Raw genomic sequence first — 26,257 nt, forward strand, 5'->3', positions numbered from 1 at the left:
CTTCTGCGCCCGGTGCGCCGGACACAATTGCCCGCACGGGCAACAGTTGCGGGGCGGATGTCGATTTCGGACTGGTTCAGTCGTCATAGGAGTGTCAGTATCCGTTACGCGTGAAAGGACAGATCATGCAATATTCACTACTCGTCATCAGCCAGGAGTCCGGGGACGCCGGGATCACCGAGGAAGACATGGAATGGGGCCGGGCGGCGTTCGACGCCTACGGCAAGGCCCTCGACGCGGCGGGCGTGCTCGTGTCCGCCGACATCCTGCAGCCCGTGTCGGCCTCGACGACGGTATCGCTGCGGGATGGCGCCCTGCAGATTCAGGACGGCCCGTTCGCCGACACCAAGGAACGCCTGAACGGCACCTTCGTGATCGAGGTGCCCGACCTCGACGCCGCCATCGACTGGGCCGGGAAATGCCCCGCCGCCCAGTACGGAGCTATCGAGGTGCGCCCGTCGGCGATCGTGTTCACCGACGGCGAATGGCACCAGGTAGCGTGACCGCCCGGGCGCGGGCGGAACTCGCCGCCCGTGCCTCCTACGGGCGCCTGATCGCCGTGCTGGCCGCGCCCACCGGCGACATTGCGGCCGCCGAAGACGCCCTCTCCGACGCGTTCGAGCGTGCGCTCACCATCTGGCCGCGCGAGGGTGTCCCCGATAATCCGGAGGGATGGTTGCTCACCGTGGCCCGCAATCGACTCAGGGACCTCTGGAAATCGGCGGCGGTGCGGCTGCGGGCTCCGCTGGTCGAGGGCACTCTCGACGGTGCCGATCGGGACGGCGCCCGATCGACAGGCGCTTGGTCGACAGGCACGGGAGCGGACGCCTGGGACGGCAGACTGGCTGCCGGCTCCGGAGCGGTGGGACTCGACGCGCTCGAAGCGCTCGACACCGAGGCGATTCCCGACAAGCGCATCGAGCTCCTCTGCGTGTGCGCGCACCCGGCCATCGACCTTGCCGTGCGCACCCCGCTGATGCTGCAGTCCGTGCTGGGCCTCACAGCGGCCGACATCGCGGCGGCCTACGCGGTTCCGGAGCCCGTCATGGCGCAGCGGCTCGTGCGGGCCAAGCGGCGCATCCGTGCCACGCGCATCCCGTTCGTGGTGCCGTCGCTCACCGACCTGCCCCAGCGGTTGCCCGCGGTGCTCGAGGCCGTCTACGGTGCCTACGCGATCGACTGGGCCAGCGCGGAGCCGGATACCCGAGCCGCGCCGGACTCTTTGGCCGGCGAAGCGCTGTACCTGGCCGAGACCCTCGCCGCGCTGCTGCCCGACGAACCGGAGGTGCTCGGCCTGGCCGCCCTGCTGGCCCTCTCGATCGCCCGACTGCCGGCCCGCACGAGCAGCACGGGCGAGCTCGTCGCCCTCGACGACCAGGACCCGGACCTGTGGGACACCGCCCTCATCGCGCGCGGAGAGAGCTACCTGCGGCGCGCCCAGCCGCTGGGCCGGATCGGCCGGTTCCAGCTGGAGGCGGCCATCCAGTCGGCGCACTGCGATCGCGCCCGCTCCGGCGTGACCGACTGGCCCGCGCTAAAGACCCTGCACACCGCGCTGGTGCGGGTCTCCCCCACCGCGGGCGCCCGGGTGGCGCTGGCCGCGGTCATCGGCAACGTCGACGGGCCGACGGCCGGGCTCGGCGTGCTCGACGTGCTGGCCCGCGACCGTCCGGACACGGCGTCGTTTCAGCCGTTCTGGGCCACCCGGGCGCATCTATTGGCCGAGGTGGGGCGAGTGGCGGATGCCCGCGGCGCGTACGACCGGGCCGTGGAGCTGGCCCGCGACGAGCGGCTGCGCGCGGCGTTGCGGCGCCGGGCCGGGGCCTTGCCGCCGGGCTGAGCCGCAGCCAGTCTGCTGAGTGCGACCCATTCGCTGGTCGCGACCCTTCCGCTGGTCGAGCTCGTCGAGACCCCGCGAGACGAACTCACGAACGCGGCCGACTCTCGCGGGCACGTCACCTTGTTGCGACAGGCTCAACCAGCGGGGTGGGGGCGAACAGCGGATACATCACACGAAGGCGGGTAGACCTAGTCGCCGACGTGGCGGCGGGGGCGGGGCGGGGGCGGCGGCGGCACCTCTTTGGCGGCGACCACCTCGGCGAGCACGAGCGACACCGTGCCACGCTTGGTCTCCACCGTGCAGTGTGTGGCGTTGCGGGACCTAAGGTAGCCGAGGGCATCCGTGTAGCCGTCGGCGATGCGCGTGCGTACGACGACACGGGTGCCGAGGTCGGCGGCGGTGAGGAAGTCGAGAGGGTGGTTCATCAGCGCAACCGGCTGAACGACTCAACGCGTTCGTTCTGCCCTGCGACCAGGATGATGTCGCCCTCCTCGATCACGGTGTCCATGGTGGTGTAGCTCCAGCCCTGCCCCTCGCGGTGGTACGCGGTGACGGTGATCCCGTGCACGGTGCGCACCCGGGTCTCGCTGAGCGGCCGACCGAGGATCTCCCGCGGCGGTGCGGTCTTCACCAGGGCGAAGTCATCGTCGATGGCGATGTAGTCCTGCATCACACCGCGAACCAGGTGCGCGACGCGCTTGCCCATGTCCTTCTCCGGGTAGATCACGTGGTTCACGCCCAGTTGGCGCAGAATTTCGCCATGCGGCTCGCTCACGGCCTTGGCCCAGATATTGGGTATGCCCAGCTTGAGCAGCAGCGACGCTGTGAGGATGTTCGCCTGGATGTCCCCGCCGATGGCGACCACGACGCTGCTGAACTCCGGCACCGACAGTTGTCGCAGGGTCTCCTCCTTGGTGGAGTCCGCGCGCACAACGTGGGTGAGCAGCCGGTTGTGCGCCTGTACGATCTCCTCGTCACCGTCGATGCCGAGCACCTCGGTGCCGCTCGCCATCAGCTCGAGGGCGAGGGCGCTGCCGAACCGGCCGAGGCCGATCACGACGACCGAGTCCTCCTCCGCCCTCCGTGCCGGCTGCCGCTGGCTGAACAGGGAGAACGATGACGACCGGAATTTAGCCAATGATGGGCCTCTCCTTCGGGAATTCGAACCTGGTGGGGCGCTCCCGCAGGGCGAGGGCTGAAGCAAACGTAATCGGACCGAGCCGGCCGATGAACATTAGCAGGATGAGGATCACCTGGCCGGCCTGGGGCAGGTCGGCCGTGATTCCGGTGGACATGCCGACAGTGCCGAAGGCCGAGATCGCCTCGAACAGCAATGCGTCGAGGCCGATGTCGGTGAGCAACATCAGGGCCGCAGTGGACGCGGTGACGACGAAAACGGCCAGGAGCACGAGGGTGATGGCTTGCCGGTGCACCGCACGGGAGAGCCGCTTGCCGAACACGTTCACGACGCCGTCGCCGCGGATCTCGGCGACCAGGATGAAGTACAGCACCGCGAAGGTGGTGATCTTGATACCACCGGCGGTGCCGGCCGGGCCACCGCCGATGAACATCAGCACGTCCATACCGAGCAGGCTGGCGGAGTCCATCTCCCCGACGTCGATGCTGTTGAACCCGGCGGTGCGGGTCTGCACCGACTGGAAGAAGCCGACCAGGATCTTCGCCGGCCAGTCCAGCGGGCCCAGCGTGGCCGGGTTGGTCCACTCCACCGCGGTGATGTAGACGGTGCCGGCGACCAGCAGGGTCACCGTGCCGGCGAGCACCAAGCGGGTGTTCATGGTCCACTGCCGCGGCGAGCCGAGGTACTTTCGCAACTGCACGATAACCGGAAAACCCAACCCGCCGAGGATCACGGCGGCCGCGATCGGCAGGCAGATGAACGGATCGACGGCGTAGCCCATCAGGTTGTCGCTGAACAGCGCGAACCCGGCGTTGTTGAACGACGACACCGAGTGGAAGACCCCGAGCCAGATCGCCCGGCCGAACGGTTCGCCGTAGCCGAACAGAAAACGCAGGCTGAGCAGCACCGCGACCACGACCTCCACCACCAGGGAGATGCTGACAACGCCGAGCACGAGCCCCTTCACATCTTCAAGGCCCACACTCTTCACCTCGGATGCGGCGGTGACGCGCGTGCGCAACGACATCCGACGCACAACGGCCAGCCCGATCACCGACGCGAAGGTCATCACGCCGAAGCCGCCGATCTGGATGAGCAACAGGATCACGACCTGCCCGAACGGGGTCCAGAAGGTGGCCGTGTCCACCACGGTGAGCCCGGTCACGCAGACCGCTGAGGTGGCCGTGAAGATCGCCTCCGCGAACGACGCACCGCCGAGGCCGACCTTGGCGATCGGCAATGAGAGCAGTCCGGCGCCGATCAGGATAGTGAGGGCGAAGCCCGCGGCCACCGCCTGTGCGGGGTGCAGGCGGAATTTCGGCCGGTCCAGGCCCGTTCCCATCATCGCACGCGAGTTCACTGTGACACTCTACGACGCCTGGGCGGCCCCGGTTGCACTGGATTCATGGGCCTGGCTTAGCGCTCCGTGGCCCCCGAACGGTGTCTACTAAGTAGACGGAGCATGGGGCATACTCGGTAGTACACCGGGTGAGGGGGAACACGAGGGTGGGCAAAATCACGGGTACTGCTCTGCGTGCGCAGGTGCTGCGACCGCACGGGCATTTGCTGCGTCAGACGACCCTGTCAATCCTGGCCTTCTTCGCGCCGGTCTTCGCCGTGCTCTACTGGCTCACCATCCCCCACGGGGAGTGGATTCCGGTCTTGATCGTGCAGTTGTTGGTGATGCTCGCGGCAACCGTCGGCATCGTCGGTTTTCTGCGCACCTGCGTCTGGGTCGACGACACCGGCATCTCCGAGCGGGGTTTCTTCGGCCAGGTGACAAATTTTCCGGTGGAGCAGGTCGCGAGTGTGGTGGTCCTCGATCTCTACCAAAGCAGCGCCGTCGACACCCACCCGCAGCTTTTCGTGACCGGCGCCGATGGTCAACTTTTGGTGCGGATGCGCGGACAGTTCTACTCGCGCGGCGCGATGGATACCGTCACAGACGAGCTGGGCGCCCCTGTGGTGCGCGTGCCGGATCCGCTGACACTCACCGAGCTCAACCGGCTGCGCCCCGAACTCTTGTACTGGTTCGAGCGTCGGATCACCGGTCGGGCACCGCACGACCTCGACCCGGGCGCCAGCCTGGGCCGGTAAGGCCGGTGGTGCGGATAGCGCCACACAGCACCGGTGTCAGCGAGCCTGACGGCCGGCGGCATCCGTGTGGCGCGCCTTGGGGTTGCCCGCCATCAGCGTGCTGACCTCGGGCAAGCCGCTGCCGAAATCGCCCGCTGCCCCGCCGCGCCGCCCTGGCTCCGGCTCGGACTCGATCGGCTCGGCCGTGAACACGTAGTCGTTCTCGGCGGTCAGCTCCGGCCGGAGGTCCCGCCCGAGCGCCTCGGCGAAGACCAGCCTGGATTCCTCCCGGCGGCGGGCGGCACCGACCGGGTCGTCGGCCCGCAGCTGCTCGAAATCCACGTCGAGCGGCCAGCGGGCCACGGCGGTCCAGGCCGGGGTGGGTCCCCCGGCGAGCGCGCGCAGCACCCGCGGGGAGTCAAGGCTCCAGCGCACCTCGAACCTGTCGCTGCGGTCGCTGCCCGAGATGACGTCGTCGAGCCGGCCGTAGAAGTCGGGCAGGAACCCGGTCACCTCGGCTCCGAGCTTGACCAGGTTGAAGTGCGCGTTGCGGCGGATCAGCGGGTCGAAGGTCCAGCGCATCTCGGTGATGCCCTGCTCGAGGCAGAGCGCGCGCTGAAAGAGTTTAAGGGCGTAGCCCACGCCGCCACCTCGGTGCCATGGCACCACTGCGGCCATGTGGGAGTGCAGGTGCACCCCGTCGGTCCAGCCCAGGAACCCGAGCGTCGCGCCGACCGGCTTGCCGTTCAGGGTGGCCAGCAGCACCGTGTTACCCGCGAAGTCGAGCGCGAGCAGCATTGCCCGGTCGGGGCTGCGGCCCACCCCCCAGGTGCGTTCGAAGAGGCCGATGATGCCGTCGACGTCGCGCGGTTCGGCCGCCCGCACCGTCACCCCGGCCGACGCCGCGGCGATGGTGGCCAACCTATAGGCCTCGGTCACGCTGTGCTCGTCAACGCTCATCCCACGAGTACATCACAGGACGGCGCCCGAATCGAGGGTTCAGCGCGGGCGGGTGCGGGGCGAGCCGGCCGATCATCCCGCATCCGCACCCCGCAGGCGGTTAGCACCCACAACCGGGATCAGGCCACGTAGGGCGAACCAGCCGGAGAAGTTCACGTCGTGCAGCCGCCGGACGAGAACGGCGAGGGCAGGCAGCAGGACGCCGATGAAGACGATGGGCCCGAGCAGCATCGGGACGACCTCGAGGTTGTGAGCGGGGTCACCGTACATGTTGGTTCCGGTGGGCACCGGCGGCAGCACGTTGATCACGGCGATGACAACCCAGAGCAGCAGGCCGAACCACCAGTATTCGCTGCGCGGCGCCCGGCCGGTGAAGTCGGCGTACTTACTGAAGACGGAGGCAAATCGCCGCGGCGGGTGTCAGTATGGTGTCTCTTTCGTCGGCTCCAAGATGTCGGCGCAGGCCGACGGAGGCCTTGCGCCCCTGGCGGTGGCTGGGTCTATTGAAAGAGGAACAGCAGCGTCGTGGCCCCGACCGTGATGGCGACCAGGGAGAGGATCAACACCCAGGTGAGCCCCTTGAAATTCCTGAGCTTGCCCATGAAACCGACCGGGCGGTCGTCGTAATCGTCGTTATCCATGGGGAAACTCTAGCGAAGCGGGTCAGGCGGCGGGGGTGCGTTCATCCAGCCCCCAGGGCTGGCCGTAACCGGCGGGTTCGGGGGCGGCCATGAGGTCGAGGTACGGCTTCGCGTCGAAGGCCTCCGGGCCGAGAACTCCAGTGCCGGTCCAGACGCCGGTCGCGAGCAGCTCCAGCGCGATCGCGGGGTTCATCGCCGTCTGCCAGACCACGCACTGGGCGTCGTACTCCGCCATCGTCCACTCGTTGTCGCTCACGTGATAGAGATAGACCTCCCGCGGCGCGCCATCCAGGCCGGTGCCGGTCACCCAGACTCCGGCGCAGGTCTTGCCCGTCATTCGCGGGCCGATCGTGGCCGGGTCGGGCAGGCTCGCGGCGACCACGTCCCGGGGCGCCACCATCGCAGGGCCGTCCGCGGTGCGCACCCGCACCGGCTCCACGCTGTCGAGGCCGAGCAGGTGCAGGGTGCGCAGCACCCCGATGAACTCTTCGCCGAGCCCGTACTTGAAGGTGACCCGCTTCGCATCCAGCCAGCGCGGCATCAGCAGAACCTCTTCGTGCTCCACATTCACGCACTCCACTGGCCCGATGCCCTCGGGAAAGTCGAACACCTCTGGCTCGCTGAACGGCGGGGTCGTGAACCAGCCGCGGTCCTTCTCGAAGATCACCGGCGGGTTCAGGCACTCCTCGATGGTGGTCCAGATGCTGAACGACGGCGCGAAGATCTCGGTCCCGGCCTCGTCGCGCACGACAAGGTTGGCGCCATCCCGGGTGCCGAGCTCGTCGATCTCGCTGAACAGGTGATCGGACGCGTACCGGGCGAAGACGTCGCTCAGCCCGGGCTCGACTCCCATGCCCACCAGAGCGAGGCGGCCACTGGTCTCCCAGTCGCCGGCCTGCTCGAACTGGTCGTCGCCGAGCTTGATCCCGGTCCGCGCGTGCGGGTCGGTCGGATGCGGCTCGGACAGGCTCATCGCCATGTCGAGGTAGTCGGCGCCGGCGGCGAGCGCGCCCGCGAAGATGCTCTGCACGAACTTCGGTTCCACGGCGTTCATCACGTGGGTGGCCCCGTGTTCGCGTGCCACCCTGGCTACCACCTCCGGGTCGGAGGCGTCGACACGCGCTGCCGTGAACCGGGCGGCGACGTCCGCGCCGTGCCGGGCCGCGATCGACGCGATCGTGCGCTCCGCCCGGCCGAGTTCGTAATCGCTCACCACCACGTGCTCGTAGAAAGAACGGCGGGCAACAATCTTGGCGAATGCGTCACCGACGCCACCCGCCCCAACGAGAAGGATCTTCATGCCAAGACGCTAGCGCGCCGCCGCCTCAAATGTCAGCCCCACGGCCCACATGCGTGCGCCCGAGGATGTGCAATAGTCCCGGGCTACTGCCCGTGAGTCCGGGGTGAGGGCGAGGCTGCCCGCCGCCTGGCGATGGTGTTCTCGCCGTCGAGCTTGGCCGCCAGCGGCGCCCACAGGACCACGGCGACGCCGACTCCGAGCAACAGCCCGCCGACGGTGTCGGTGAGCCAGTGCGCACCGAGGTAGGTGCGGCTCACCATCATCGCCACCGTGTAGACGGCGCCGGCGATCCACACCCAAAGCCAGGGGAAAATGATTCCCAGCGCGACGGCCATGGTGGCGGCATTGGCGACATGGCCGGACGGGAACGAACCGAAGTCGGAGGTGATCAGCATGTCTTCGGGACGGGCCCGGCCGAACAGGGTCTTCAGCAGCTGAACCAGGCCCGCGCTGACGATGGTGGCGATCACAAAGTACAGCGCCGCCCAGGGGCGCTTGAGGACGAGCAGGGTCACCACGATCAGCAGGGGAATCACGATCACCCCGGCGATGCCGGCGCCCAGGAAGTTCATCACCAGCGCCGGGACCTCCCAAACCGGGGAGCGGTGCTCGAGGATTTCCTCCATCCACTCCGCGTCGGCCTCGATGGGGCGGCCGTTGCCGCGGGTGAGGATCAGGGCACCGAGCAGGAACGCGAGGAGGACGGCGACCGCACCGCTGATCAGCGGCCACCGACGGGCGATCCGGCGGGCGGGCACATCCGCCGCGGCGTCGGGCCGGGTGGGCCCGGGTGGGGTGGGCTCAGTTTCGGGATTTCGGGAGGGGTCCATCAACCCATGTTAGATCGGACCCGGTGGGCGGTCAGTGCGTCAGCGCCGCTACCGTGCGCGGGCGCACGATGAACCAGAGGCTGAGGATGGCGATGATCGCGCAGACGCCCATCACCGAAGCCATCGGCACGGCGGTGCCGACCCCGAGCAGGCCCACGACCGGCGAGATCAGCCCGGCGATGCCGAAGTTGGCGGCGCCGAGCACGGAGGCGGCGGTGCCGGCCTCGCTGCCGTGCGAGTTGAGGGCGATGACCTGCACTGTGGGGAAAGTGAACCCGCAGCCGGCGATGAAGAACCACAGCGGGATGAGGGTGCCCCACAGGCCCGCACCCAACAGGTCGAGGGTGAAGATGGCCGCGGACATGACCACGAGAACCGCGGTGGCGCCGATCAGGATGTTCTGCGGCCCCACGTTGTACCGGTGCATCAGGCGCGAGCTGGCCTGCACGCCCACGACGATGCCGAGGGAGTTGACCGCGAAAAGCACCCCGTATTGCTGAGCGCTGAAATCGTAGACCTGCTGAAAGAGGAACGGCGACGACGAGAGGTAGGAGAACAGGCCGGTGAAGGTCATCGCGCCGATGATCGCAACACCCACGAAGGTGCGGTCGCTGAGCACGGCCCGGTAACGCTGACCGAGGCTCGAGCGGCCCGGCACGGTGCGGCGGTCCTGCGGCAGGGTCTCCACGATCCAGATCGCGACAGCCACCATGACCACGATGCCGTAGCCGGCGAGTACCCAGAAAATGCCGCGCCACGGCATCACGAGCAGCAGCTGCGAGCCGATGACGGGGGCCAGCACAGGCGCCAGGCCGCTGACCAGGGCCAGGCGGGAGAGCATCTTCACCAGCGGCTTGCCGCCGAACAGGTCGCGCACCATGGCCATGGCCACGACGGCGCCGGCTGCGGCGCCGAAGCCCTGCAGCACCCGGAAGATGCCGAGCGTCACGATGTCGGTCGACAGTGCGGCGCCGACGCAGGCGAGCACGTGGAAGCCCGTGGCCAGCAGCAGGGGCAGTCGGCGGCCGACCTTGTCGCTCCATGGGCCCACGATGAGCTGGCCGAAGCCGAAGCCGATCATGGTTCCGGTCAGGGTGAGCTGGATGGCGGCGGCCGAGACCCCGAGTTCGCTCTCGAGGGTGGGGAACGCCGGCAGGTACAGGTCGATGGTGAAGGGCCCGAGGGCCGTGAGCGCGCCGAGGATGATGATATAGACGATGCGCTGCCCACGGGAAAGCGCGTCACCTGGGTGCCGGGCGGTGGAGGCGAGTTGCGCCTCGGAGATCACGGGGATGACGGCAGTAGTCACGTAAAAGAGTCCTCGGTCGGGGTCGTGCAAGAAAAAGGAATAGTGGGCGATCGCCCAGCTGCAAAAAGCGTGCGCCGGTCGGTTCTATTCCCCGTGCAAGGCATCCCGAAAAAGATTGCGCGGATCCGGCCTTTCCTGCACGTTCCGGTCAGAGCAGCAGCTCCATGAAGACATCCGCCCGCTCGTAGGGCATCGGGCCGATCCGCTCGGCGGGCACATGCGTGAAGCCCACCGACTCGTAGAGGTGCACGGCGTTCGGCAGCTTGGTGCTGCTGCCCAGGAACAGCGAGGCGGCGCCGAGCCGCCGGGCGGTGTCGATGGCCGCCAGGATCAGGCTCCGGCCCAGGCCCCGGTTGCGGACGGGCGGACTGACCGCCATCTTGGACAACTCGTATACGCCGTTACCCGTCGGCAGCACGGCGACGCAGCCGACCCGCTCCTCCCCCAGCCGGGCGATAAGCACAACGCCGCCGACGCCCTGGATGCGGCCGACGGGGTCGTTCAGCAGCGCCCGGTCGGCGTCCTCCAGGGTGAAAAGCAGGCTGATCCACTCCTCGTTGAGGTCCCGGAACGCGAGGGCATCCTCGACCGAGGCCATCGCATCGATGACAAGGGGACGACGCTGGGCGGCGGCGAGTGACATGGAGGGCTCCTTCGTGCGGTGTTTCCATTCTGCGAGCACGACATCCAGACGTCCAATATCGGCTCGACATGAATCAGGACATCAAACGTCTTGATAGCCTCGGTGTATGGCCGCTCACCTGGAACTCCGCCACCTGCGCTACTTCGTCGAGGTCGCCCAGGAACTGCATTTCGGCAGAGCGGCGGAACTCCTGCGTATGGCCCAGCCGCCACTCTCGCAGCAGATCCGCAAGCTCGAGGAGATCATCGGCACCCCGCTCTTCGACCGCACCTCGCGCCGGGTGGTCCTGACCGAGGCCGGGGTGGCGTTCCTGGAGCGCAGCCGGCGGCTCCTCGGCCAGGCCGCCTCCGACGTCGACGAGGCCGCTCGGATCGGGCGCGGGGAGCAGGGCCGGTTCGACATCGGCTTCATCACGTCGGCCATTCCGTTGGGCATCACCGAGCGTATTCGCGCGTTCCGGTCGTTGTACCCTGCCGTGCACGTGCAGCTGCACGAAGGTTTCACCTCGCTGATCCTGGACCGCCTGCTCGCCCGCGAGATCGATATGGGCGTGGTGCGCGACTCCGAGCCCCACCCCGCGATCACGATGACGACCCTGGCCACTGAACCCTTCGTCGCCGTCGTGCCGAGCGATCACGCGGCGGCCGGCCTGACGGTCCTGGACGCCGGGATGCTGCGCGAGGACCCGTTCGTGTTCTATCCGCGCACCGCGGGCGAGCGAGCCTACCTGCGCAACCTCGAGCCGTGCCGCCAAGCCGACTTCGAACCCCGCGTGGTCCAGGAGGCGTCCTCCTGGGTCACCATCCTGCACCTGGTCGGAGCGGGCCTCGGGGTGAGCATCGCCCCGGCCAGCGCCACCCTGAACCTGCCGGCCGGCGTGCGCACCATCCCCCTGGCCGGTGCGCACCCGCGCAGCGAGGTGCAGCTCGTACAGCGCGCCAACGACCGGCGGGCGATCATCGGGAACTTCCTGCGGGTGCCCGGATCCCTCACGCCCACGTTGACTCCGGGCGCGGAGCCGGGCTCAGTCGATGAGGGCTCAGGCTGAGATCGTGCCCGCGCCCGCCGGGAGTCCGGCCGGATCGTCGAGCAGGCCCTCGAAGGCCAGCTCAGCGGCGCCGATCATCAGCAGGTTGGAGCCGAGCTCCGCGGCGCTGAGCCGCACGCTGCCGAACGCGGCGTCGAGCGAGTGTGACGCCACGGCGGAGCGCAGCCTGTCGGCATCCACCGCGAGCAGTGCGGCGAGAAACCCGCCGAGCACCACCAACTGCGGATTGAGGATGTTGATGGCCCCGGCCAGCGCCACCGCGAGGTGGTCGATCTGACGGTTGACCTCGGCGCGCACGACCGCTGACGTGGACGCCAGCAGGGCCTGTTCCAGCTCGTCGGCGTCCGCTCCGGCCAGGCCGAGCACCTCGAGCAGCTCGCGCCTGGTGACCTCGGCCTCGAGGGTGCCGCGGATACCGGCGGAGTCGACCCTGTCGCTGTCGCTGACCCTGGTGTGCCCGAATTCGCCAGCGTAGCCGGCGATGCCGCCGGCCGGCGCTCCGCCGACGATCATGCCGCCGCCGATGCCGCTCGCGCCGCCGTTGAGGTAGATCAGGTCGGTAATTCCCTTGCCGGCGCCGAAGAAGCGCTCGGCCATGGCGCCGAGGCTAGCGTCGTTGGCGGCGAGCACCGGGTATCCGGTGGCGGCCTCGAGCATCTCGGCGAGGGGTTCGTCGATCCAACCCAGGTGCGGCGCGTGCCGCACGAGTCCGTCGTGGGCGCGCACCAGTCCGGGCACGGCCACGCCGATTCCCACGACCTTGAACCTGGCCTCAAGCTCGCCGCGCATGCCGTCGATCACGGCGGCGGCGATGTTGACGGCCTCGGGCACGCTCGGGGACTGGTCGGTGGGGTAGCGCACCCGGCGGTGCACCTGGCCGTCGAGGCCGACGATGCCGATGGTGACGGCGTCGATCTCCGGGTTCACGGCGAGCGCCACGACCTGCTCGCTGACGCTGACGATGGGGCTGGGCCGGCCGACCTGGTTGGTGGAGCTCGGTTCGCTCTCGACGACAAGCCCACGCTCGACCAGCTCGGCGACGAGGGCGGCGATGGTGGACCGGTTCAGTCCGGTGACCCTGGTGAGCTGAGAGCGCGACGCGGCCCCGCTACGATGCACGAGTCGCAGAACCACAGACAGGTTGTGTCTGCGCACGTCGTCATGGCTGCTGCCCTGCACGGTTCCTCCGTCTGGCTGACGCCCGATTCTGCGAGCGCAAGTCACTCTGGCCCCCAGAATACCCGGCTACCCTCCCTGCCTGCCGTGATACGTTGCAGAACGCTACAAATCGACTCAGACAAGGAAGTCCATGGAATACCCCAGCATGAGAATCGCCCTCACCGGCGGCAGCGGCAAGCTCGGCATAACCGTACTCGAGCGGCTCCGCGCCGCGGGCCATCAGGTGATCAACTTCGACCTGGCCGGCAGCCGCGGAGCGGGCTTCGTGCGCATCGATCTCACCGACTACGGACAGGTGGTCGACGCCTTCGCCGGTGTCAACGACCAGGTGGACGGCTTCGACGCCGTGGTGCACCTGGGCGCGATCCCCGCGCCGGGTCTGGCGCCCGATGTCGCCACCTTCCACAACAACATGCTCTCCAGCTACAACGTGTTCCAGGCCGCCCGCCGCAACGGCATCAAGCGCATCGTCTACGCGTCGAGCGAGACCGTGCTCGGCCTGCCATTCGACATTGACCCGCCCTACATCCCGGTCGACGAGGAGTACCCGGCCCGGCCGGAGAGCACCTATTCGCTGGTGAAACACCTCGAGGAACAGATGGCCATCGAGCTGGTGCGCTGGGACCCCGAGCTGTCGATCACGGCGCTGCGGTTCTCCAACGTGATGGACCCGGAGGACTACGCGAGGTTCGACGGGTTCCAGGCGGATGCGACGCTGCGCAAGTGGAACCTCTGGGGCTACATCGACGGCCGTGACGGCGCCCAGGCCGTGCTCAAGGCGCTGCAGACCGCGCCGCCCGGCTTCGAGCGCTTCATCATCGCCGCCGCCGACACCGTGATGCGCCGGCCGAGCGCCGAGCTGGCCGCCGAGGTCTTCCCGAACGTAGAGCTCCGCGAGGTCAACGGGACCGACACGTTGCTCTCCATCGACAAGGCCCGCCGCCTGCTGGGCTACTCCCCCGAGCACTCCTGGTCAGACCCCCGCTAGACTCCCCCGCGAGCCGTGAGAAAAGCCCCGATAAACTCGCGTTTTCGGTGCTTAACTCACAGTTCGCGGGATGCTTAGGGGAGGCTGCATCAGCGACCACACCTGGCAGCCGCGCAGGTCCACTCCACGGGCCATCGCCCGGTGCACGTTGGTGAAGTGCCGGCGCAGGTAGTCGGTGCGCTCCACGTCGTGCACCCGGGGCCGTCCTCCGTCTCCAGCCCATCTCGGTGTACGGGCCGGGCTGGGCGAAAAACTCCACCCGGTCGGCGCCGGGCCAGGGTGAGCCGCCGACGGCCCTTGTGGCCGTCGGCGTTCTGGCGGGACGTCTCGCCGTCCCACAGCCGCACCAGGGTGCTGGAGTAATAGTCGACCCCGAGCAAGCGGCTGGTGGATGATCTCGGTGTCGCCGGGCAGAACGACGCCCAGTCGGTCACGTCTTTGGTGTCTTCGAGGAGGTCGGCCGGGGAGGCACCGGTGAGCAGCGGGCCCAGGAACACCCGGTTGTGGTTTGTGGTCATTGACGACAAATCCCAGATCAGCGAGTTGCCCACCTGCGGACGAGTTGCCCCGCCGCGCCGGGGCAACTCGTCCGGAACCGGGCAACTCGCGGGGCTAGCGGCGGGGAGCGCGGCCGCGCATGAAGCCGGCCGGGTAGATATGGTGGTTGGGCGAATATGTTGTGGCCGGGGGTTTTCCTCTGGGTTGCGCCGGTGACTGTACGGATCGGCTCGGCGTGTGTAATATGTTGGTAATTGCAACAAATCGCCAATGAAGTTGAATCGGAGCTCCGTTCATGTCACTCACCCCCACCCCCGCCGACAAGTTCTCCTTCGGCCTGTGGACCATCGGCTACAACGGGGCTGACCCGTTCGGCGGGCCGACCCGCCCGCACCTGGACACCGTCGAGGCCGTGACCCGCCTGGCCGAGCTCGGCGCATACGGCCTCACCTTCCACGACGACGACCTCTTCGCCTTCGGCTCCACGGATGCCGCCCGCCAGAAGGAGATCGACCGCCTCAAGCAGGTCCTCGCCGACACCGGCGTGATCGTGCCGATGGTCACCACCAACCTCTTCAGCGCCCCGGTCTTCAAGGACGGCGGTTTCACCTCCAACGACCGTGCCGTGCGCCGGTTCGCCCTGCGCAAGGTCATGCGCAACGTCGACCTCGCCGCGGAGCTCGGAGCCAAGACCTTCGTGATGTGGGGCGGACGCGAGGGCGCGGAGTACGACGCCGCCAAGGACATCCGCGCGGCCCTCGACCGCTACCGCGAGGCCGTCAACCTGCTCGGCGACTACGTCACCGACAAGGGTTACGACATCCGTTTCGCCATCGAGCCCAAGCCCAACGAACCGCGCGGCGACATCCTGCTGCCCACCGTCGGCCACGCCATGGCGTTCATCACCACCCTCGAGCGCCCCGAACTCGTCGGCGTGAACCCCGAGGTCGGCCACGAGCAGATGGCCGGGCTGAACTTCACCGCAGGCATCGCCCAGGCGCTCTACCAGGGCAAGCTGTTCCACATCGACCTCAACGGCCAGCGCGGCATCAAGTACGACCAGGACCTGGTCTTCGGCCACGGCGACCTGCAGAACGCGTTCTCGTTGGTGGACTTGCTCGAAAACGGCGGCCCGAACGGTGGCCCGTCCTACGACGGCCCGCGCCACTTCGACTACAAGCCGAGCCGCACCGAGGACATCACCGGCGTCTGGGACTCCGCGGCCGCGAACATGCGCACCTACCTGCTGCTCAAGGAGCGTGCCGCGGCCTTCCGCGCCGACCCCGAGGTGCAGGAGCAGCTGGCCGCGTCCCGCGTGCCGGAACTGTCGCAGACGACTCTGGCCGCCGGCGAGAGCTACGACGACTTCCTCGCCGACACCAGCGCCTACGAGGACTTCGCCCCCGAGGAATACTTCGGCGGCAAGGGCTTCGGCTTCGTGCGCTTGCAGCAGCTGGCCCTCGAGCACCTGCTCGGCGCCCGCTGACCCGCAGAACCCCGCTGTACCGCCCCGGCCAGGTCTTCCTGGCCGGGTCTCCCGCTCACCCCCTCCGCGAGCTGTGAGCTAAGCACCTTCCCGCGCGAGTTTTGAGTGCTTTTCTCTCAGCTCGCGAGTCGGGTGACGGCGGAGGAGGGCGCTGGTAGCCTGACGCGCAACAGGGGCAGCGGCAAGCGAACGGGGCAGGCATGCGGCGCGCGGCAAGGATGGCAATGCGGCTTCGGCTGCCAATGGTGGTGATGCTCTGCGGGCTGGCTCTCACGCTGTCCGGATGCGCGGGCGCCCCGGGCGCGCCGCCGGTGGGACCGGGAACGACCGCCGACTCGACCTCGATCGGACTGGTGAACCTGTGGCGGGTCTCGGGCGTTGCCGAGGAGGAGGCCGACACCTGGCTGCGGCTGGACGTGCCGCATTTCGAGGTGTTGCGGGACTGCGGCATGATCATGGGCGAGTGGCGGGCGACCGACACCCTATTCCTGGCCTCCGTCAACGGCGCCAGCGGCGCATGTGGCGCCAATGGGACCATTCCAGAGGTGGCCTGGCTCGAATCGGTGACCGGGTATCAACCAACCGATGCCGGCTGGGAACTCGTCGACGCGGTCGGCACAGTGGTCGCGAGCCTGACGGTCGACGGCGAGCCTGACCCGATCCCGTCAGCGGTGGACTCCTTCACCGAGCCACCCCCGATCACGGATGCGGTGCGCGCGGCCCTCCGCAGGCCGGTCGCCGTGCCAGATGGGTCCACCCCGGCCACGACCGACGAGCTGACCGGGCGGTGGGTGCCGCCCTCCTTCGACGGCTACACCGAGCCGCACCTGCTCTTCGAAGCGGATGGCTCGTGGACCGGATCCGACGGCTGCAACGGAAACCAGGGGCGGTGGACGACCGACGGCGCCGGAGCCCTCCTCGCCACTGCCGGCTTGTCAACCGCAATGGGCTGCGAAGGAGTCCTCGTGCCATCGTGGGTGGCCCAGGCCAGGCTGGCCGTCATCGACGACAACCAGTTGCGACTGCTGGACGCGGACGGCGTCGAATTGGGCCTGCTCGAGCGGGGCTGACAACCGCCAGCGGCTCGCAGCCGGCTCAGCAGGGCACCCAACAAGAGCGGCGCTCAGGCGGCGTCGATCCCCTTCCGGGCGGCGGGGCGACGGAATCCAGTTCGGCCCAGACCGCGTCCGGCACGTCGATCGAGGCGTGGGCGACCGCCTCGTCGAAGCGCTCACGAGTGCGCACGCCCACCACGGTCGTGTCCACGAGCGGATGCCGCAGGCTGAATTGCAACGCGAGCGCGGCCAGCAGGATGCCGGCCTCGGCCGCGATCAGGGTTGCGGCCTCCACGGCGGCCCGGGTCTCCGGCCGGATCGGGCCGTAGGCGTAGGTACCGGCGAACCGGGGGTCGCCGGTGAGGATTCCGGCGCCGAATGGGGCGGCGTTCTCGACGATCATTCCCCGCTCCCTGGCCGCCTGGTACAGGCCCAGCGCCGAGCGGTCCACCAGTGTGAAGCGGTTGTGGTTGATCAGGACGTCGAAGATGTCGGTGTCAACAAAGCGACGCATCATCGCGACCGGTCCGCCGGAGATACCGATGCAACGGGCCACACCACGATCCCGCATCGCCACGAGCGCATCCACGGCACCGCCCGGCTGCATGACGCTCTCGAAGCCGACGTTCTCGGGGTCGTGCAGAAACAGGACGTCGACGGAATCCAGGCCCAGGCGGTCAAGCGACTGCCGCAGGGATCGTTGCCGCCCAGCGCCCGGCCGATGACCTCCTCGGAGTGCGAATCGCCGTAGATGTTGGAGGAGTCGATGACGTTCGTGCTGAGCCGGCCGGCCGCGAAGTCTGCGGCCAGGGCATCCGTGGCGCTGTTCTCGGCGGCACTCCGCGGCGACCAGCCCGAGGTGCCGAGGGCGAGGGGAGAAAACAGAAGCGCCTGCGGGCCAGTGGGCCGGGGATCAAGGGAGACCATGAGGCGAGGCTAATCCGATCCGCCGGCATCCGGCCAGCCCGTCGGTACGCCGCGGGCAATAGCATCGCCCACGTGTGCAACGATTTCGACAGGAGGGCGTGCAGCAGGCATGCAGTACCGTGGCGAGAACTGGGCGTTCGACGCCACGCGGGTGCCCTGGCTCGAGTCAGTTGTGGTCGGGCGGGCCAGGACTGGTGCCTCCTCTTCCCGCCGTTTCGTCGCTGAGAACAGAGGATCGATCCAATGAAATTCGTTCTGGCCCCCGACTCGTTCAAGGAATCGATGACCGCGACCGAGGCCGTCGCCGCCATGAAACGCGGTGTGCTGTCGGTGTTTCCCGACGCCGACTGCGTGGGCGCACCCATGGCCGACGGCGGGGAAGGCACCACTGAGGTCCTCGCCGACGCCCTGGGCGGTGTGGTCCTCACCGCCCCGGTGCACGATGCCCTCGGACGCCCCGTTCAGGCCCGGTACGGCTATGTCGACTCGCAGCACCTCGCGATCATCGAAATCGCTGCCGCGGCCGGGATCGACTTGGTCGCCGTCGCGGACCGGGACCCGAAGGCCGCCAGCTCCTACGGCGTCGGCGAGTTGATCGGCCACGCACTGGACCACGGTGCGACGCGCTTCATCGTGGGTCTGGGCGGCTCGGTGACGAACGACGGCGGCGCCGGGATGCTCGAGGCCCTCGGCGCCCGCCTCCTGGATGATGCCGGTGCGGACCTTCCTCGCGGTGGTGCGGCATTGGCGCGGCTGCACCGGATCGACCTGGCCGCATTCGACCCGCGCCTGGCCGGCACCACGGTCCAGATCGCCAGCGACGTGACGAATCCGCTGCTGGGTGCCACCGGCGCCAGCGCCGTCTTCGGGCCGCAAAAGGGCGCCGATCCCGCCACGGTCCGTCGGCTCGACGCCGCCCTGAGCGTTTATGCCGCCGTGGTCGCCGCCCTGACCGGCACGGATGTCGCCGTTGTCCCCGGCGCCGGCGCCGCCGGCGGACTCGGGGCCGCCTTTCTCGCCTTCTTCCCTGCCTACATGCGCCGCGGTGTTGATGTCGTCATGGATGCCGTGCGCCTGGCCGACCGGATGGCCGGCGCCGATTTCGTCTTCACCGGCGAGGGCAGCATCGATTCCCAGACCCTCAATGGGAAAACGCCACTGGGCGTCGCCGAGGTCGCAGCGGTCCACGGCGTCCCGGTCATCGCTTTCGCGGGCCGGATCGGTTCCGGCGCGGAGGCGCTCTACGACCACGGCTTCGTCGCTCTGGTGCCCATCGTGCAGGGAGTCTCAGACCTGCCCAGCGCCCTCGTCGATGGCGCGGCCAATCTTGAGCGCGCGGTAGCCACCACCTGCCGGCTGCTCGGGATGCCGCGGGGGCCCGCGACCGTTTGAACATCCCCGCCGGACCGAATATGTTTATACCCAGAACATTTTATGTGTGAACCACCCCGGGCCGCCGGCGAGGATGCCGCCGACCCGCGGGTGGTGGCATAACTCCTGCAATTCTTGTGCCCGTCCACACACAGCCCCGGAAGTTCGGGGCCGACCTCGGACCGGGTCGACAATTGCCGGAGTTATGCCCACCACCGCGGATTTTTAAGGTTTGGAGGGCGTCATGGCGCTGGTTGCCGGAGTCGACTCGTCGACACAGAGTTGCAAGGTTGTTGTGCGGGATGCCGACACCGGGGCGTTCGTTCGCTCCGGCAAGGCCGGTCACCCCGCGGGCACCGAAGTCGATCCGGCCGCCTGGTGGGATGCCCTCCTGGCCGCGATCCAGGCCGCCGGCGGGCTCGACGACGTTGCCGCCGTGTCGGTGGCCGCGCAGCAGCACGGCATGGTGGTGCTCGATGAAGACGGCCGCGTCATCCGCCCGGCCCTGCTCTGGAACGACACCCGCAGCGCACAGGCCGCCGCCGACCTGACCAACGAGGTCGGCGCCGCGGAGTACGCCCGCCGCGCCGGCCTGGTGCCGGTGGCCTCGTTCACCGTCACCAAGCTGCGCTGGCTGCGGGATGCCGAACCGGCCAACGCCACCAGGGTCGCCGCCGTCGCCCTCCCGCACGACTGGCTCAGCTGGCGGCTGCGCGGCTACGGTCCGGCCGGCGAGAGCGAGCTCGGTCCGGACCTGACCGCACTGACCACCGATCGCTCGGATGCCAGCGGCACCGGCTACTTCTCTGCCGCCCACGATGAATACGACCGTGAGCTGCTCGTGCGCGGGCTCGGTCACGACGCCGTGCTCCCCCGGGTGCTCGGCCCCGGCGACACCGCCGGCACCACCGTGGCCCTGCCCGGCGTTCCCGCCGGTCTCATCGTGGGAGTGGGCGCCGGCGACAACGCCGGCGCCGCCATGGGCCTGGGAGCCGCGGCCGGCGACGTGATCGTGTCGATCGGCACCAGCGGCACGGTCTTCGCCGTCACCGCGGTGCCCAGCGAGGATGCCTCCGGCGCCGTCGCCGGGTTCGCCGACGCCAGCGGGCTGCACCTGCCGCTGATCGCCACCCTCAACGCCGCCCGCATCCTGGACTCGATCGCCGGCCTGCTCGGCGTCGACCACAACGAACTGGGCCGGCTCGCGCTGGAGGCCGAGCCCGGCGCCCAGGGCCTGGTGTTGCAGCCGTACTTCGAGGGCGAGCGCACACCCAACCTGCCCGACGCCACGGCATCCCTCTTTGGGATGACCCTCGCCTCGACCACCCGGTCGAACCTGGCCAGGGCCGCCATCGAGGGGCTGCTCTGCGGACTCGCCGACGGTTTGGACGCCGTGCGGGCGCAGGGAGTCAGCGTCGAACGCATCCTGCTGATCGGCGGAGCGGCTCAGAACCCGGCGGTGCAGTTCATCGCCGCCCAGGTTTTCGATGCACCGGTGGCTGTGCCCACCCCGGGCGAGTATGTGGCCGATGGCGGTGCCGCCCAGGCGGCCTGGTCGCTCACGGGCACCCGCCCGGCCTGGGCGGTGGCCGTCGAGGCGCACCCCACCCCGGACTTCCGCCCCGTCATCCGCGCCCAGTACGCCGCGCACCGCGCCTGAGCGCGGGCTGCGCCATCAGTAAGAACCTGCGCCGCGAGCGTGCGACGGGCCTCTGAACGCCGAGGCTAGCTGGTGGGAATCCAGACGCGCATTCCCCCTGGCGCGCGGTTACCCCACCGGTAGTACGGCACCGCGGTGACGGTGACGGCGTCGCCGCGGGCCGGCCACACCTGCCCGGCCACCGGGTAGAGCTCTCCCGAGTCCGGCACCCGCCGCGCCCCGGTGATCCGGACCAACGGCACCCCCAGCTCCGCATCGATCGGGCCCAGTTTGGCACCGGCCGCGGCATCGATGATGAAGTCTTCGAGAACCAGGGACTCGGGCAGGTCGGCCTGTTCCAGTGCGTAGACCAGCGGCCCGCGAGTCACCACGACGCAGCCGCGCACCGCATCCACCTGGGGGTGCGCCCTCCGCAGCCGCACGGGCAGGTCGAGAACCAGTTCGATAGAGCGGATGTCCGCCCCCGCCACCCGCAGGTAGCCGCTGGTCACCGGGGCGTCCGCCGCCACCCCGTTCACGGTGAGCAGCCAGGACTCAGCCCAGCCGGGCACCCGCAGGGCCACCTCGCCGCCGGTGAACGGCGCGTCGAACTCGATCGCCACGACGCCGTCTACCGGGTACCCGGTGCTGATCCGGGCGACGACGGCTGCGCCGCCGACCTCGCCGAGGTCGATGGTGCCGGTCTCGTAGAGGTGCAGCTGTAGGGATCCATTCGCAGTCGTCGCCGCGTAGTGCTGCATCGACGAGACCAGTCGGGCCAGGTTGGGCGGGCAGCAGGCGCAGTCGTACCAGCCCACCCGGCGGGTCGGGGCCTGTTCGTGAGCGCCGTCCCGGTGGGTGCGCACTTGCAACGGGTTGGAGTAGAAGAACGCGGTGCCGTCCCTCGTGGTCGACCCGGCGACGGCGTTGTACAGCGCGCGTTCGATCTCGTCGGCGAACCGGCCCTCGCCGGTGAGAAGCAGCATCCGCCAGTTGAACTGCACGCTGGAGATCGCGGCGCAGGTTTCGGAGTATGCCCGGTCCGGCGGCAGCTCGAACGGGTCCCCGAAGGCCTCGTCGCGGTGCCGGGAGCCGAGCCCGCCTGTGACGTACATCTTGCTCTGGTGTACGTCTGACCAGATGCGTTCGAGGGCGGCGAGCAGTTCGGGGCCGCCGTTTTCCGTGTAGACGTCGGCTACGCCGGCGGCCAGGTACAGCTGGCGCACCGAGTGCCCGGTAGCCCCGGGCACGGTTCGTATGGGTTCGTGGTCTTGGAAGTACGTGTAGCCGAACCGGTCCTCGCCCACAGTCCGGTGGCCGCGCAGGTCGATGAAGCGCTGGGCGAGTTCGAGCCAGCGTCGCTGCCCGGTCACCCGGTACACCTCGACGAGGGCGGTCTCGATTTCCGGGTGACCGCAAACCGCGTCCACCCCGCCGGCGCCGAAGTGCCGCTCGACCAGTGCGGCGAACCGCAGCCCCACCTCGAGCAGGTCGGTGCGCCCGCGGGTGCGCTGCCACGCCACCCCGGCCTGCAGCAGGTGCCCGAGGCAGTACAGCTCGTGGCCCCAGCGCAGGTCGGCGAACTGTTCGTCGGGCTTGGCCACCTGGAAGAACGAGTCCAGGTAGCCGTCGTCCTGCTGCGCGGCCTGCAGCAGCGCCACGGTGTCGTCGACGAACCCGGCGAAGGTGTCCGCCCCACCCCCGGCACGCCCGGACTCCCAGCCGATGGCCTCCAGCACCTTGTACACGTCAGAGTCCGCGAAGACGAAGCCGCGGAAGACCCCGCTCTCCAGGCCGGCCGCGATCCGCAGGTTGGCCAGCGCCCCCGACACCTCGAGCTGCTCGACACAGTGCGCCAGAGTGGCGTCCCGGTTCACCCGCTGCCAGCTGGCGAGCTGACCGGCTCCGGTGAGGTTCACCGCGTCGAGGGGTAGCGGGCGGAGGGCGCTGTGCTCCCCCGCGAGCGGGCTGACGGGTCCATGGATGGGCATGTGAACTCCTGTGAGTAGTGGCGAAAGCGAACGGCGGTGCGGCTATTCCCAGGCCACGACCGGCCAGCCGTCGTCCCAGCGCAGCGGGATGAGGCCGAGCTGGAAGGCGCCGTCCAGGCTCTCGTCGTAGTAGTGGAAGGCGAGGGTGCCGCCGGACACCGACTGGCCGCCGGGGCCGACCCGGTCCCCATCGCTGGAGAGCAGCGGGGTGCCGCCGTCGTCCAGCAGCGCGGCGCCGTTGGCGTCCAGGTACGGCCCGTCCACGGTGTCCGAGCGCCCGACGGCGATGTTGTAGGTGCTGTCCACGCCGCGGCAGCAGAAGTCCCGCGAGAAGAACAGGTAGTAGAAGCCATCGTGCGCGAGCAGGAACGGAGCCTCGAGCGCGTTCACGGCCAGGTCGCGGTCCGCGATCAGCACGGGGTCGGCGGCGTCGGCGCGCAGCCCGCTCGGCCACTCGAGTTCGACGAGCTGGAGTCCGGCCGAGAACGAGCCGAAGCTCAGCCAGGGCGTCCCGTCGGTATCCTCGACCACCCCGGGGTCGATCGCGTTGTAGCCGGTGCCCGCGGAGCTGATCACCTTGCCCCGGTCGACCCACTCGTAGTCGGCCGCATCCGGATCGAGGGTGCTGTTGGTCGCCAGCGCGATCACCGAGGTGTTCGTGCCGAACAGCGATGCCGAGTAGTAGAGGTACCAGGTACCCTCGTGCTGGTACAGCTCCGGGGCCCATAGGTTGTCCACCGCGGGCACCGCCTCCACCAGCCAGGCCGGCTTCTCCTGCCAGACCTCACCGACGTATTCCCAGTCCAGCCCGTCGACGGAGCGGCGGATCTGGATGTTGCCGTCCGCAACCTGCCCGTTTCCGGTGGAGTAGATATAGGACGGTTCCCCATCGGCCCCGGTCACGTAGGCCGGGTCGTGGGTGGCAATGTCACCGCTGAGCTCGCGGGCCCCCTGCTCGGCCGAGCAACCGCTCAGCACGAACAGGAGCACCGCCGCCAGGGTCAGGACGAGCAGGCCCGCGGGCGTGCCCGCCCGACCCGTTCGTCCTAACCGAGCGCGATCGCCGACCATGAGACGGGCGGCAGGGTCACCGTGAGCGTGCCGTCGGCGAGGACCGAACCGACGAGGTCCTTCAGGCCTACCCGGTTCTGGTCGGCCAGCGAGTTCTTCGCGTACGGGTCGGCGTCGTGCAGGGTGACGGCCTCCGTGATGACGGATGCGCCGAGCCCGGACACGTCGATGGCTACCTCGATCGATTCCGTCTGGCTGCGGTTCACCAGGAACACCGCGCTCGTGCCGGTCTCGGCATCCACGGTCGCGACCGAGTCCACCAGCGGGGCGGCACCGTACAGGGTGGTGTCGTAGGTGCCGACGTCGATGCGGGGCGTGAGCACCTCACCACGGGCGAGCCTGGAGGTCACCGAGAACGGGAAGAACGTGCTCTGGCGCCAGGAAGCTCCGCCCGGTTCGGTCATGATCGGGGCGATCACGTTCACTAGCTGGGCCAGCGACGCCGAGCCCACTCTGTCGTGGTTCTGCAGCAGGGTGATCAGCAAATTGCCGAGCACGACGGCGTCGGCCACCGAGTAGACGTCCTCGAGCTGACGCGGAGCGAAACGCCACTCGTCGTTGACCTCTTCGGAGTCGCGGTGCTCGTCGAGGTACCAGATGTTCCACTCGTCGAAGGAGAGCTGGATGGTCTTCTGGCTGCGCAGCTTGTGCTTGACGTGGTCGGCCGTGGCCACGACGGTCTCGATGAAGTACTTCATCTCCAGCGACGACGCGAGGTAGGAAGCCAGGTCGCCGCCCCGCTCCTGGTAGTAGGCGTGGCAGGAGATGTAGTCGACCGACTCGTAGCTGTGCTCGAGCACGACCCGCTCCCACTCACCGAACGTGGGCATCGCCGAGCCGGAGGATCCGCAGACCACGAGCTCCAACGACGGGTCAGCGGTCTTCATCGCCGAGGCGGTGCGGGCCGCGATCTTGCCGTAGTCGTCGGAGGACATGTGGCCGACCTGCCACGGGCCGTCCATCTCGTTGCCGAGGCACCACATGCGGATATCGTACGGTTCGGTCTTGCCGTTGGCGACGCGCTCATCGGCCAGCGCGGTACCGGCCTCGCCGTTGGCGTATTCGAGCAGGTCGAGCGCCGATTCGATGCCGCGGGTGCCCAGGTTCACGGCCATCATCAGTTCGGAGCCGGTCAGTTCGCACCAGCGACCGAACTCCTCCAGGCCCACCTGGTTGCTCTCCAGCGAGTGCCAGGCCAGGTCGCGGCGCACGGGGCGCCGATCGCGCGGGCCGACGCCGTCTTCCCACTTGTAGCCGGACACGAAGTTACCGCCGGGGTAGCGGATGGTGGTGGAGCCGAGCTCCTTGACCAGGTCGACCACGTCGAGGCGGAAGCCGTCCTCGTTGGCGGTGGGGTGGTCGGGCTCGTAGATCCCGTCATAGACGCAGCGGCCGAGGTGCTCCACGAAGGAGCCGAAGATGCGCCGGTTGATGGTGGCGACCACATTGGTGCGGTCGATACTGATACGTGCGGTGGTCATGGAGATCCTGTCCTATCTGTGCAACGTTGAAAAGGTGGGGCGAAGTCGAGTGAAGCGGGAAGAAGCTGAGGGTGGGCGGTTCAGGCTGGCAACGCGCGCCGGCCGGGTGCGAGTGGCAGGGCTCCGTCTTCGTTCCGCACCGCACCGTGTGCGGGGTGCGTGGCGTCGAGTGCGGCGAGGCGATGGTCGATGAGCCAGCCAGCCACGAACAACGGCGCGGAGGCCCCGATCAGCGGCATCAGCACCCCGAACTGGAACAGGGCGAGCATGAGCGCACCGAGGCCCAGGATCAGCGACAGGCTCATCAGCGGGGACACGAACGGCAGCACGAACGCGTACCGCCAGATCGACCGGGCGGAGTCGCGGTAGCGGGTGCAAATCGTGATCGCCGAGGACGCCGCGAGCAGGGTGGCGACGGAGACGACCACAAGTAGCACGAGCAGCACGGCGCTCACCGGACTGCCGGCGACCGCCGTGGTCTGGAGGGCCACCAGGTCGAGGAACACCAGCATCGCGGCGAGCTGGAACGGGATTGCGACGACCGCGAGGTGCCAGAACTGGGCTCCGTAGGCGGTGATGAAGTCCCGCACCAGCCTGTCGTTGGGTTGGCCGGCGCGCAGCCGTCCGAGTAGGATCGCCGCGGCGGTGGCCGCCGGGAACACGCCCAGCACGATCAGGCCGGCGACGGTGCCAGCGACGAAGAGCAGGTTGATCAGCACGAGCGCGATGGCGAATCGTAGCCAGTGCATCACCTTCCCGGCCCAGCCGATGGCGTAGTCGTCCATC

At 68.9% G+C, this 26,257-nt stretch carries 26 protein-coding genes and 1 pseudogene; 9 read left to right on the forward strand and 18 right to left on the reverse strand.

The window, feature by feature from the left end; translation table 11 throughout:
- The first annotated feature begins 125 nt into the window (after nt 1-125).
- Nucleotides 126-503, forward strand: coding sequence for a YciI family protein (locus tag E3O42_RS03410; RefSeq protein WP_134452509.1), 378 nt, complete (start codon nt 126-128; stop codon nt 501-503).
- Nucleotides 485-1,840 (forward strand): RNA polymerase sigma factor, encoded by a 1,356-nt coding sequence (locus tag E3O42_RS03415; RefSeq protein ID WP_134452510.1) that lies wholly within the window; start codon nt 485-487, stop codon nt 1,838-1,840. The genes E3O42_RS03410 and E3O42_RS03415 overlap by 19 nt, the downstream gene beginning before the upstream one ends.
- A gap of 188 nt (nt 1,841-2,028) precedes the next feature.
- Here the strand turns inward: E3O42_RS03415 and E3O42_RS03420 are convergent, their stop codons facing one another.
- The 3 genes from E3O42_RS03420 to E3O42_RS03430 are packed head-to-tail and all read right to left on the reverse strand — an operon-like array spanning nt 2,029 to nt 4,323.
- Nucleotides 2,029-2,265, reverse strand: coding sequence for a putative acetyltransferase (locus E3O42_RS03420; protein WP_134452511.1), 237 nt, complete (start codon nt 2,263-2,265; stop codon nt 2,029-2,031).
- Nucleotides 2,265-2,978, reverse strand: coding sequence for a potassium channel family protein (locus tag E3O42_RS03425; protein ID WP_241984601.1), 714 nt, complete (start codon nt 2,976-2,978; stop codon nt 2,265-2,267). Before E3O42_RS03425 ends, E3O42_RS03420 begins: the two co-directional genes overlap by 1 nt.
- Nucleotides 2,971-4,323 (reverse strand): TrkH family potassium uptake protein, encoded by a 1,353-nt coding sequence (locus tag E3O42_RS03430; RefSeq protein ID WP_198414053.1) that lies wholly within the window; start codon nt 4,321-4,323, stop codon nt 2,971-2,973. The genes E3O42_RS03425 and E3O42_RS03430 overlap by 8 nt, the downstream gene beginning before the upstream one ends.
- 161 nt (nt 4,324-4,484) lie before the next feature.
- Here E3O42_RS03430 and E3O42_RS03435 point away from each other — a divergent pair, with 161 nt between their 5' ends.
- Nucleotides 4,485-5,075 (forward strand): hypothetical protein, encoded by a 591-nt coding sequence (locus E3O42_RS03435; RefSeq protein ID WP_134452512.1) that lies wholly within the window; start codon nt 4,485-4,487, stop codon nt 5,073-5,075.
- 36 nt (nt 5,076-5,111) lie between these two features.
- Here E3O42_RS03435 and E3O42_RS03440 read toward each other — a convergent pair whose 3' ends face one another.
- The 7 genes from E3O42_RS03440 to E3O42_RS03465 form a co-directional block, all read right to left on the reverse strand.
- Nucleotides 5,112-6,014 (reverse strand): GNAT family N-acetyltransferase, encoded by a 903-nt coding sequence (locus E3O42_RS03440; protein ID WP_134452513.1) that lies wholly within the window; start codon nt 6,012-6,014, stop codon nt 5,112-5,114.
- Nucleotides 6,015-6,086: 72 nt separating this feature from the next.
- Entirely contained in the window at nt 6,087-6,347 is a 261-nt protein-coding gene (locus E3O42_RS03445) for a DUF805 domain-containing protein (protein ID WP_420897853.1), read from the reverse strand.
- Between the two features lie 167 nt (nt 6,348-6,514).
- Nucleotides 6,515-6,655: a hypothetical protein gene (locus tag E3O42_RS17910; protein WP_166787883.1), complete on the reverse strand. Its 141-nt coding sequence runs from the start codon at nt 6,653-6,655 to the stop codon at nt 6,515-6,517.
- Between the two features lie 22 nt (nt 6,656-6,677).
- Complete coding sequence (locus E3O42_RS03450) at nt 6,678-7,955, reverse strand: saccharopine dehydrogenase family protein (protein WP_134452515.1); 1,278 nt, start codon at nt 7,953-7,955, stop codon at nt 6,678-6,680.
- Nucleotides 7,956-8,038: 83 nt separating this feature from the next.
- Nucleotides 8,039-8,785 carry a phosphatase PAP2 family protein gene (locus E3O42_RS03455; RefSeq protein WP_134452516.1) on the reverse strand — a complete coding sequence of 249 codons (747 nt, stop codon included), beginning with the start codon at nt 8,783-8,785 and terminating at the stop codon, nt 8,039-8,041.
- Nucleotides 8,786-8,816: 31 nt separating this feature from the next.
- Nucleotides 8,817-10,094 carry a multidrug effflux MFS transporter gene (locus E3O42_RS03460; RefSeq protein WP_241984602.1) on the reverse strand — a complete coding sequence of 426 codons (1,278 nt, stop codon included), beginning with the start codon at nt 10,092-10,094 and terminating at the stop codon, nt 8,817-8,819.
- A gap of 148 nt (nt 10,095-10,242) precedes the next feature.
- Nucleotides 10,243-10,737 (reverse strand): GNAT family N-acetyltransferase, encoded by a 495-nt coding sequence (locus E3O42_RS03465; RefSeq protein WP_134452517.1) that lies wholly within the window; start codon nt 10,735-10,737, stop codon nt 10,243-10,245.
- A gap of 106 nt (nt 10,738-10,843) precedes the next feature.
- Between E3O42_RS03465 and E3O42_RS03470 the strand changes: the two genes are divergently transcribed.
- Entirely contained in the window at nt 10,844-11,785 is a 942-nt protein-coding gene (locus tag E3O42_RS03470; RefSeq protein ID WP_134452518.1) for a LysR substrate-binding domain-containing protein, read from the forward strand.
- On the opposite strand, the gene E3O42_RS03475 is transcribed toward E3O42_RS03470, so the two are convergent.
- Complete coding sequence (locus tag E3O42_RS03475) at nt 11,777-12,964, reverse strand: ROK family transcriptional regulator (RefSeq protein WP_134452519.1); 1,188 nt, start codon at nt 12,962-12,964, stop codon at nt 11,777-11,779. The two genes, E3O42_RS03470 and E3O42_RS03475, sit on opposite strands and share 9 nt — an antisense overlap.
- Nucleotides 12,965-13,109: 145 nt before the next feature.
- Between E3O42_RS03475 and E3O42_RS03480 the strand changes: the two genes are divergently transcribed.
- The gene (locus E3O42_RS03480; RefSeq protein ID WP_134452586.1) at nt 13,110-13,952 is read left to right on the forward strand and encodes an NAD-dependent epimerase/dehydratase family protein; all 843 of its coding nucleotides are present in this window, start codon (nt 13,110-13,112) and stop codon (nt 13,950-13,952) included.
- Between the two features lie 51 nt (nt 13,953-14,003).
- On the opposite strand, the gene E3O42_RS18815 is transcribed toward E3O42_RS03480, so the two are convergent.
- The gene (locus E3O42_RS18815) at nt 14,004-14,291 is read right to left on the reverse strand and encodes a family 1 glycosylhydrolase (protein WP_338144920.1); all 288 of its coding nucleotides are present in this window, start codon (nt 14,289-14,291) and stop codon (nt 14,004-14,006) included.
- 454 nt (nt 14,292-14,745) lie between these two features.
- On the opposite strand from E3O42_RS18815, the gene xylA reads away from it, so the two are divergent.
- Together xylA and E3O42_RS03495 are read left to right on the forward strand one after the other, a co-directional pair.
- The gene (gene xylA, locus E3O42_RS03490; protein WP_134452520.1) at nt 14,746-15,936 is read left to right on the forward strand and encodes a xylose isomerase; all 1,191 of its coding nucleotides are present in this window, start codon (nt 14,746-14,748) and stop codon (nt 15,934-15,936) included.
- Nucleotides 15,937-16,160: 224 nt separating this feature from the next.
- Complete coding sequence (locus tag E3O42_RS03495) at nt 16,161-17,006, forward strand: META domain-containing protein (RefSeq protein WP_166787884.1); 846 nt, start codon at nt 16,161-16,163, stop codon at nt 17,004-17,006.
- Between the two features lie 25 nt (nt 17,007-17,031).
- Here E3O42_RS03495 and E3O42_RS03500 read toward each other — a convergent pair whose 3' ends face one another.
- Nucleotides 17,032-17,685, reverse strand: coding sequence for an aldo/keto reductase (locus tag E3O42_RS03500; RefSeq protein WP_134452522.1), 654 nt, complete (start codon nt 17,683-17,685; stop codon nt 17,032-17,034).
- 20 nt (nt 17,686-17,705) lie between these two features.
- A pseudogene (locus E3O42_RS19015) lies at nt 17,706-17,918 on the reverse strand (hypothetical protein); the annotation flags it as partial.
- A 243-nt stretch (nt 17,919-18,161) separates the two neighbouring features.
- Between E3O42_RS19015 and E3O42_RS03510 the strand changes: the two are divergent.
- Entirely contained in the window at nt 18,162-19,310 is a 1,149-nt protein-coding gene (locus tag E3O42_RS03510; protein WP_134452524.1) for a glycerate kinase, read from the forward strand.
- Between the two features lie 223 nt (nt 19,311-19,533).
- The gene (gene xylB, locus E3O42_RS03515) at nt 19,534-20,949 is read left to right on the forward strand and encodes a xylulokinase (protein WP_134452525.1); all 1,416 of its coding nucleotides are present in this window, start codon (nt 19,534-19,536) and stop codon (nt 20,947-20,949) included.
- A gap of 65 nt (nt 20,950-21,014) precedes the next feature.
- Here the strand turns inward: xylB and E3O42_RS03520 are convergent, their stop codons facing one another.
- The 4 genes from E3O42_RS03520 to E3O42_RS03535 all read right to left on the reverse strand — a co-directional run bounded on the left by E3O42_RS03520 (nt 21,015) and on the right by E3O42_RS03535 (nt 26,256).
- A complete protein-coding gene (locus E3O42_RS03520) occupies nt 21,015-22,919 on the reverse strand; it encodes a glycoside hydrolase family 127 protein (protein ID WP_134452526.1) in 1,905 nt (634 codons plus the stop codon).
- A gap of 42 nt (nt 22,920-22,961) precedes the next feature.
- Nucleotides 22,962-23,909, reverse strand: a complete 948-nt coding sequence (locus tag E3O42_RS03525; protein ID WP_241984603.1) for an arabinan endo-1,5-alpha-L-arabinosidase — start codon at nt 23,907-23,909, stop codon at nt 22,962-22,964.
- A 56-nt stretch (nt 23,910-23,965) separates the two neighbouring features.
- A complete protein-coding gene (gene arfA / locus E3O42_RS03530) occupies nt 23,966-25,471 on the reverse strand; it encodes an arabinosylfuranosidase ArfA (RefSeq protein ID WP_134452528.1) in 1,506 nt (501 codons plus the stop codon).
- An 80-nt stretch (nt 25,472-25,551) separates the two neighbouring features.
- On the reverse strand, nt 25,552-26,256 hold the full coding sequence (locus tag E3O42_RS03535; protein ID WP_134452529.1) for a DUF624 domain-containing protein: 705 nt from the start codon (nt 26,254-26,256) through the stop codon (nt 25,552-25,554).
- Nucleotide 26,257 lies beyond the last annotated feature (1 nt).

The sequence above is a fragment of the Cryobacterium adonitolivorans genome (assembly GCF_004402695.1).
Lineage (GTDB): Bacteria > Actinomycetota > Actinomycetes > Actinomycetales > Microbacteriaceae > Cryobacterium > Cryobacterium adonitolivorans.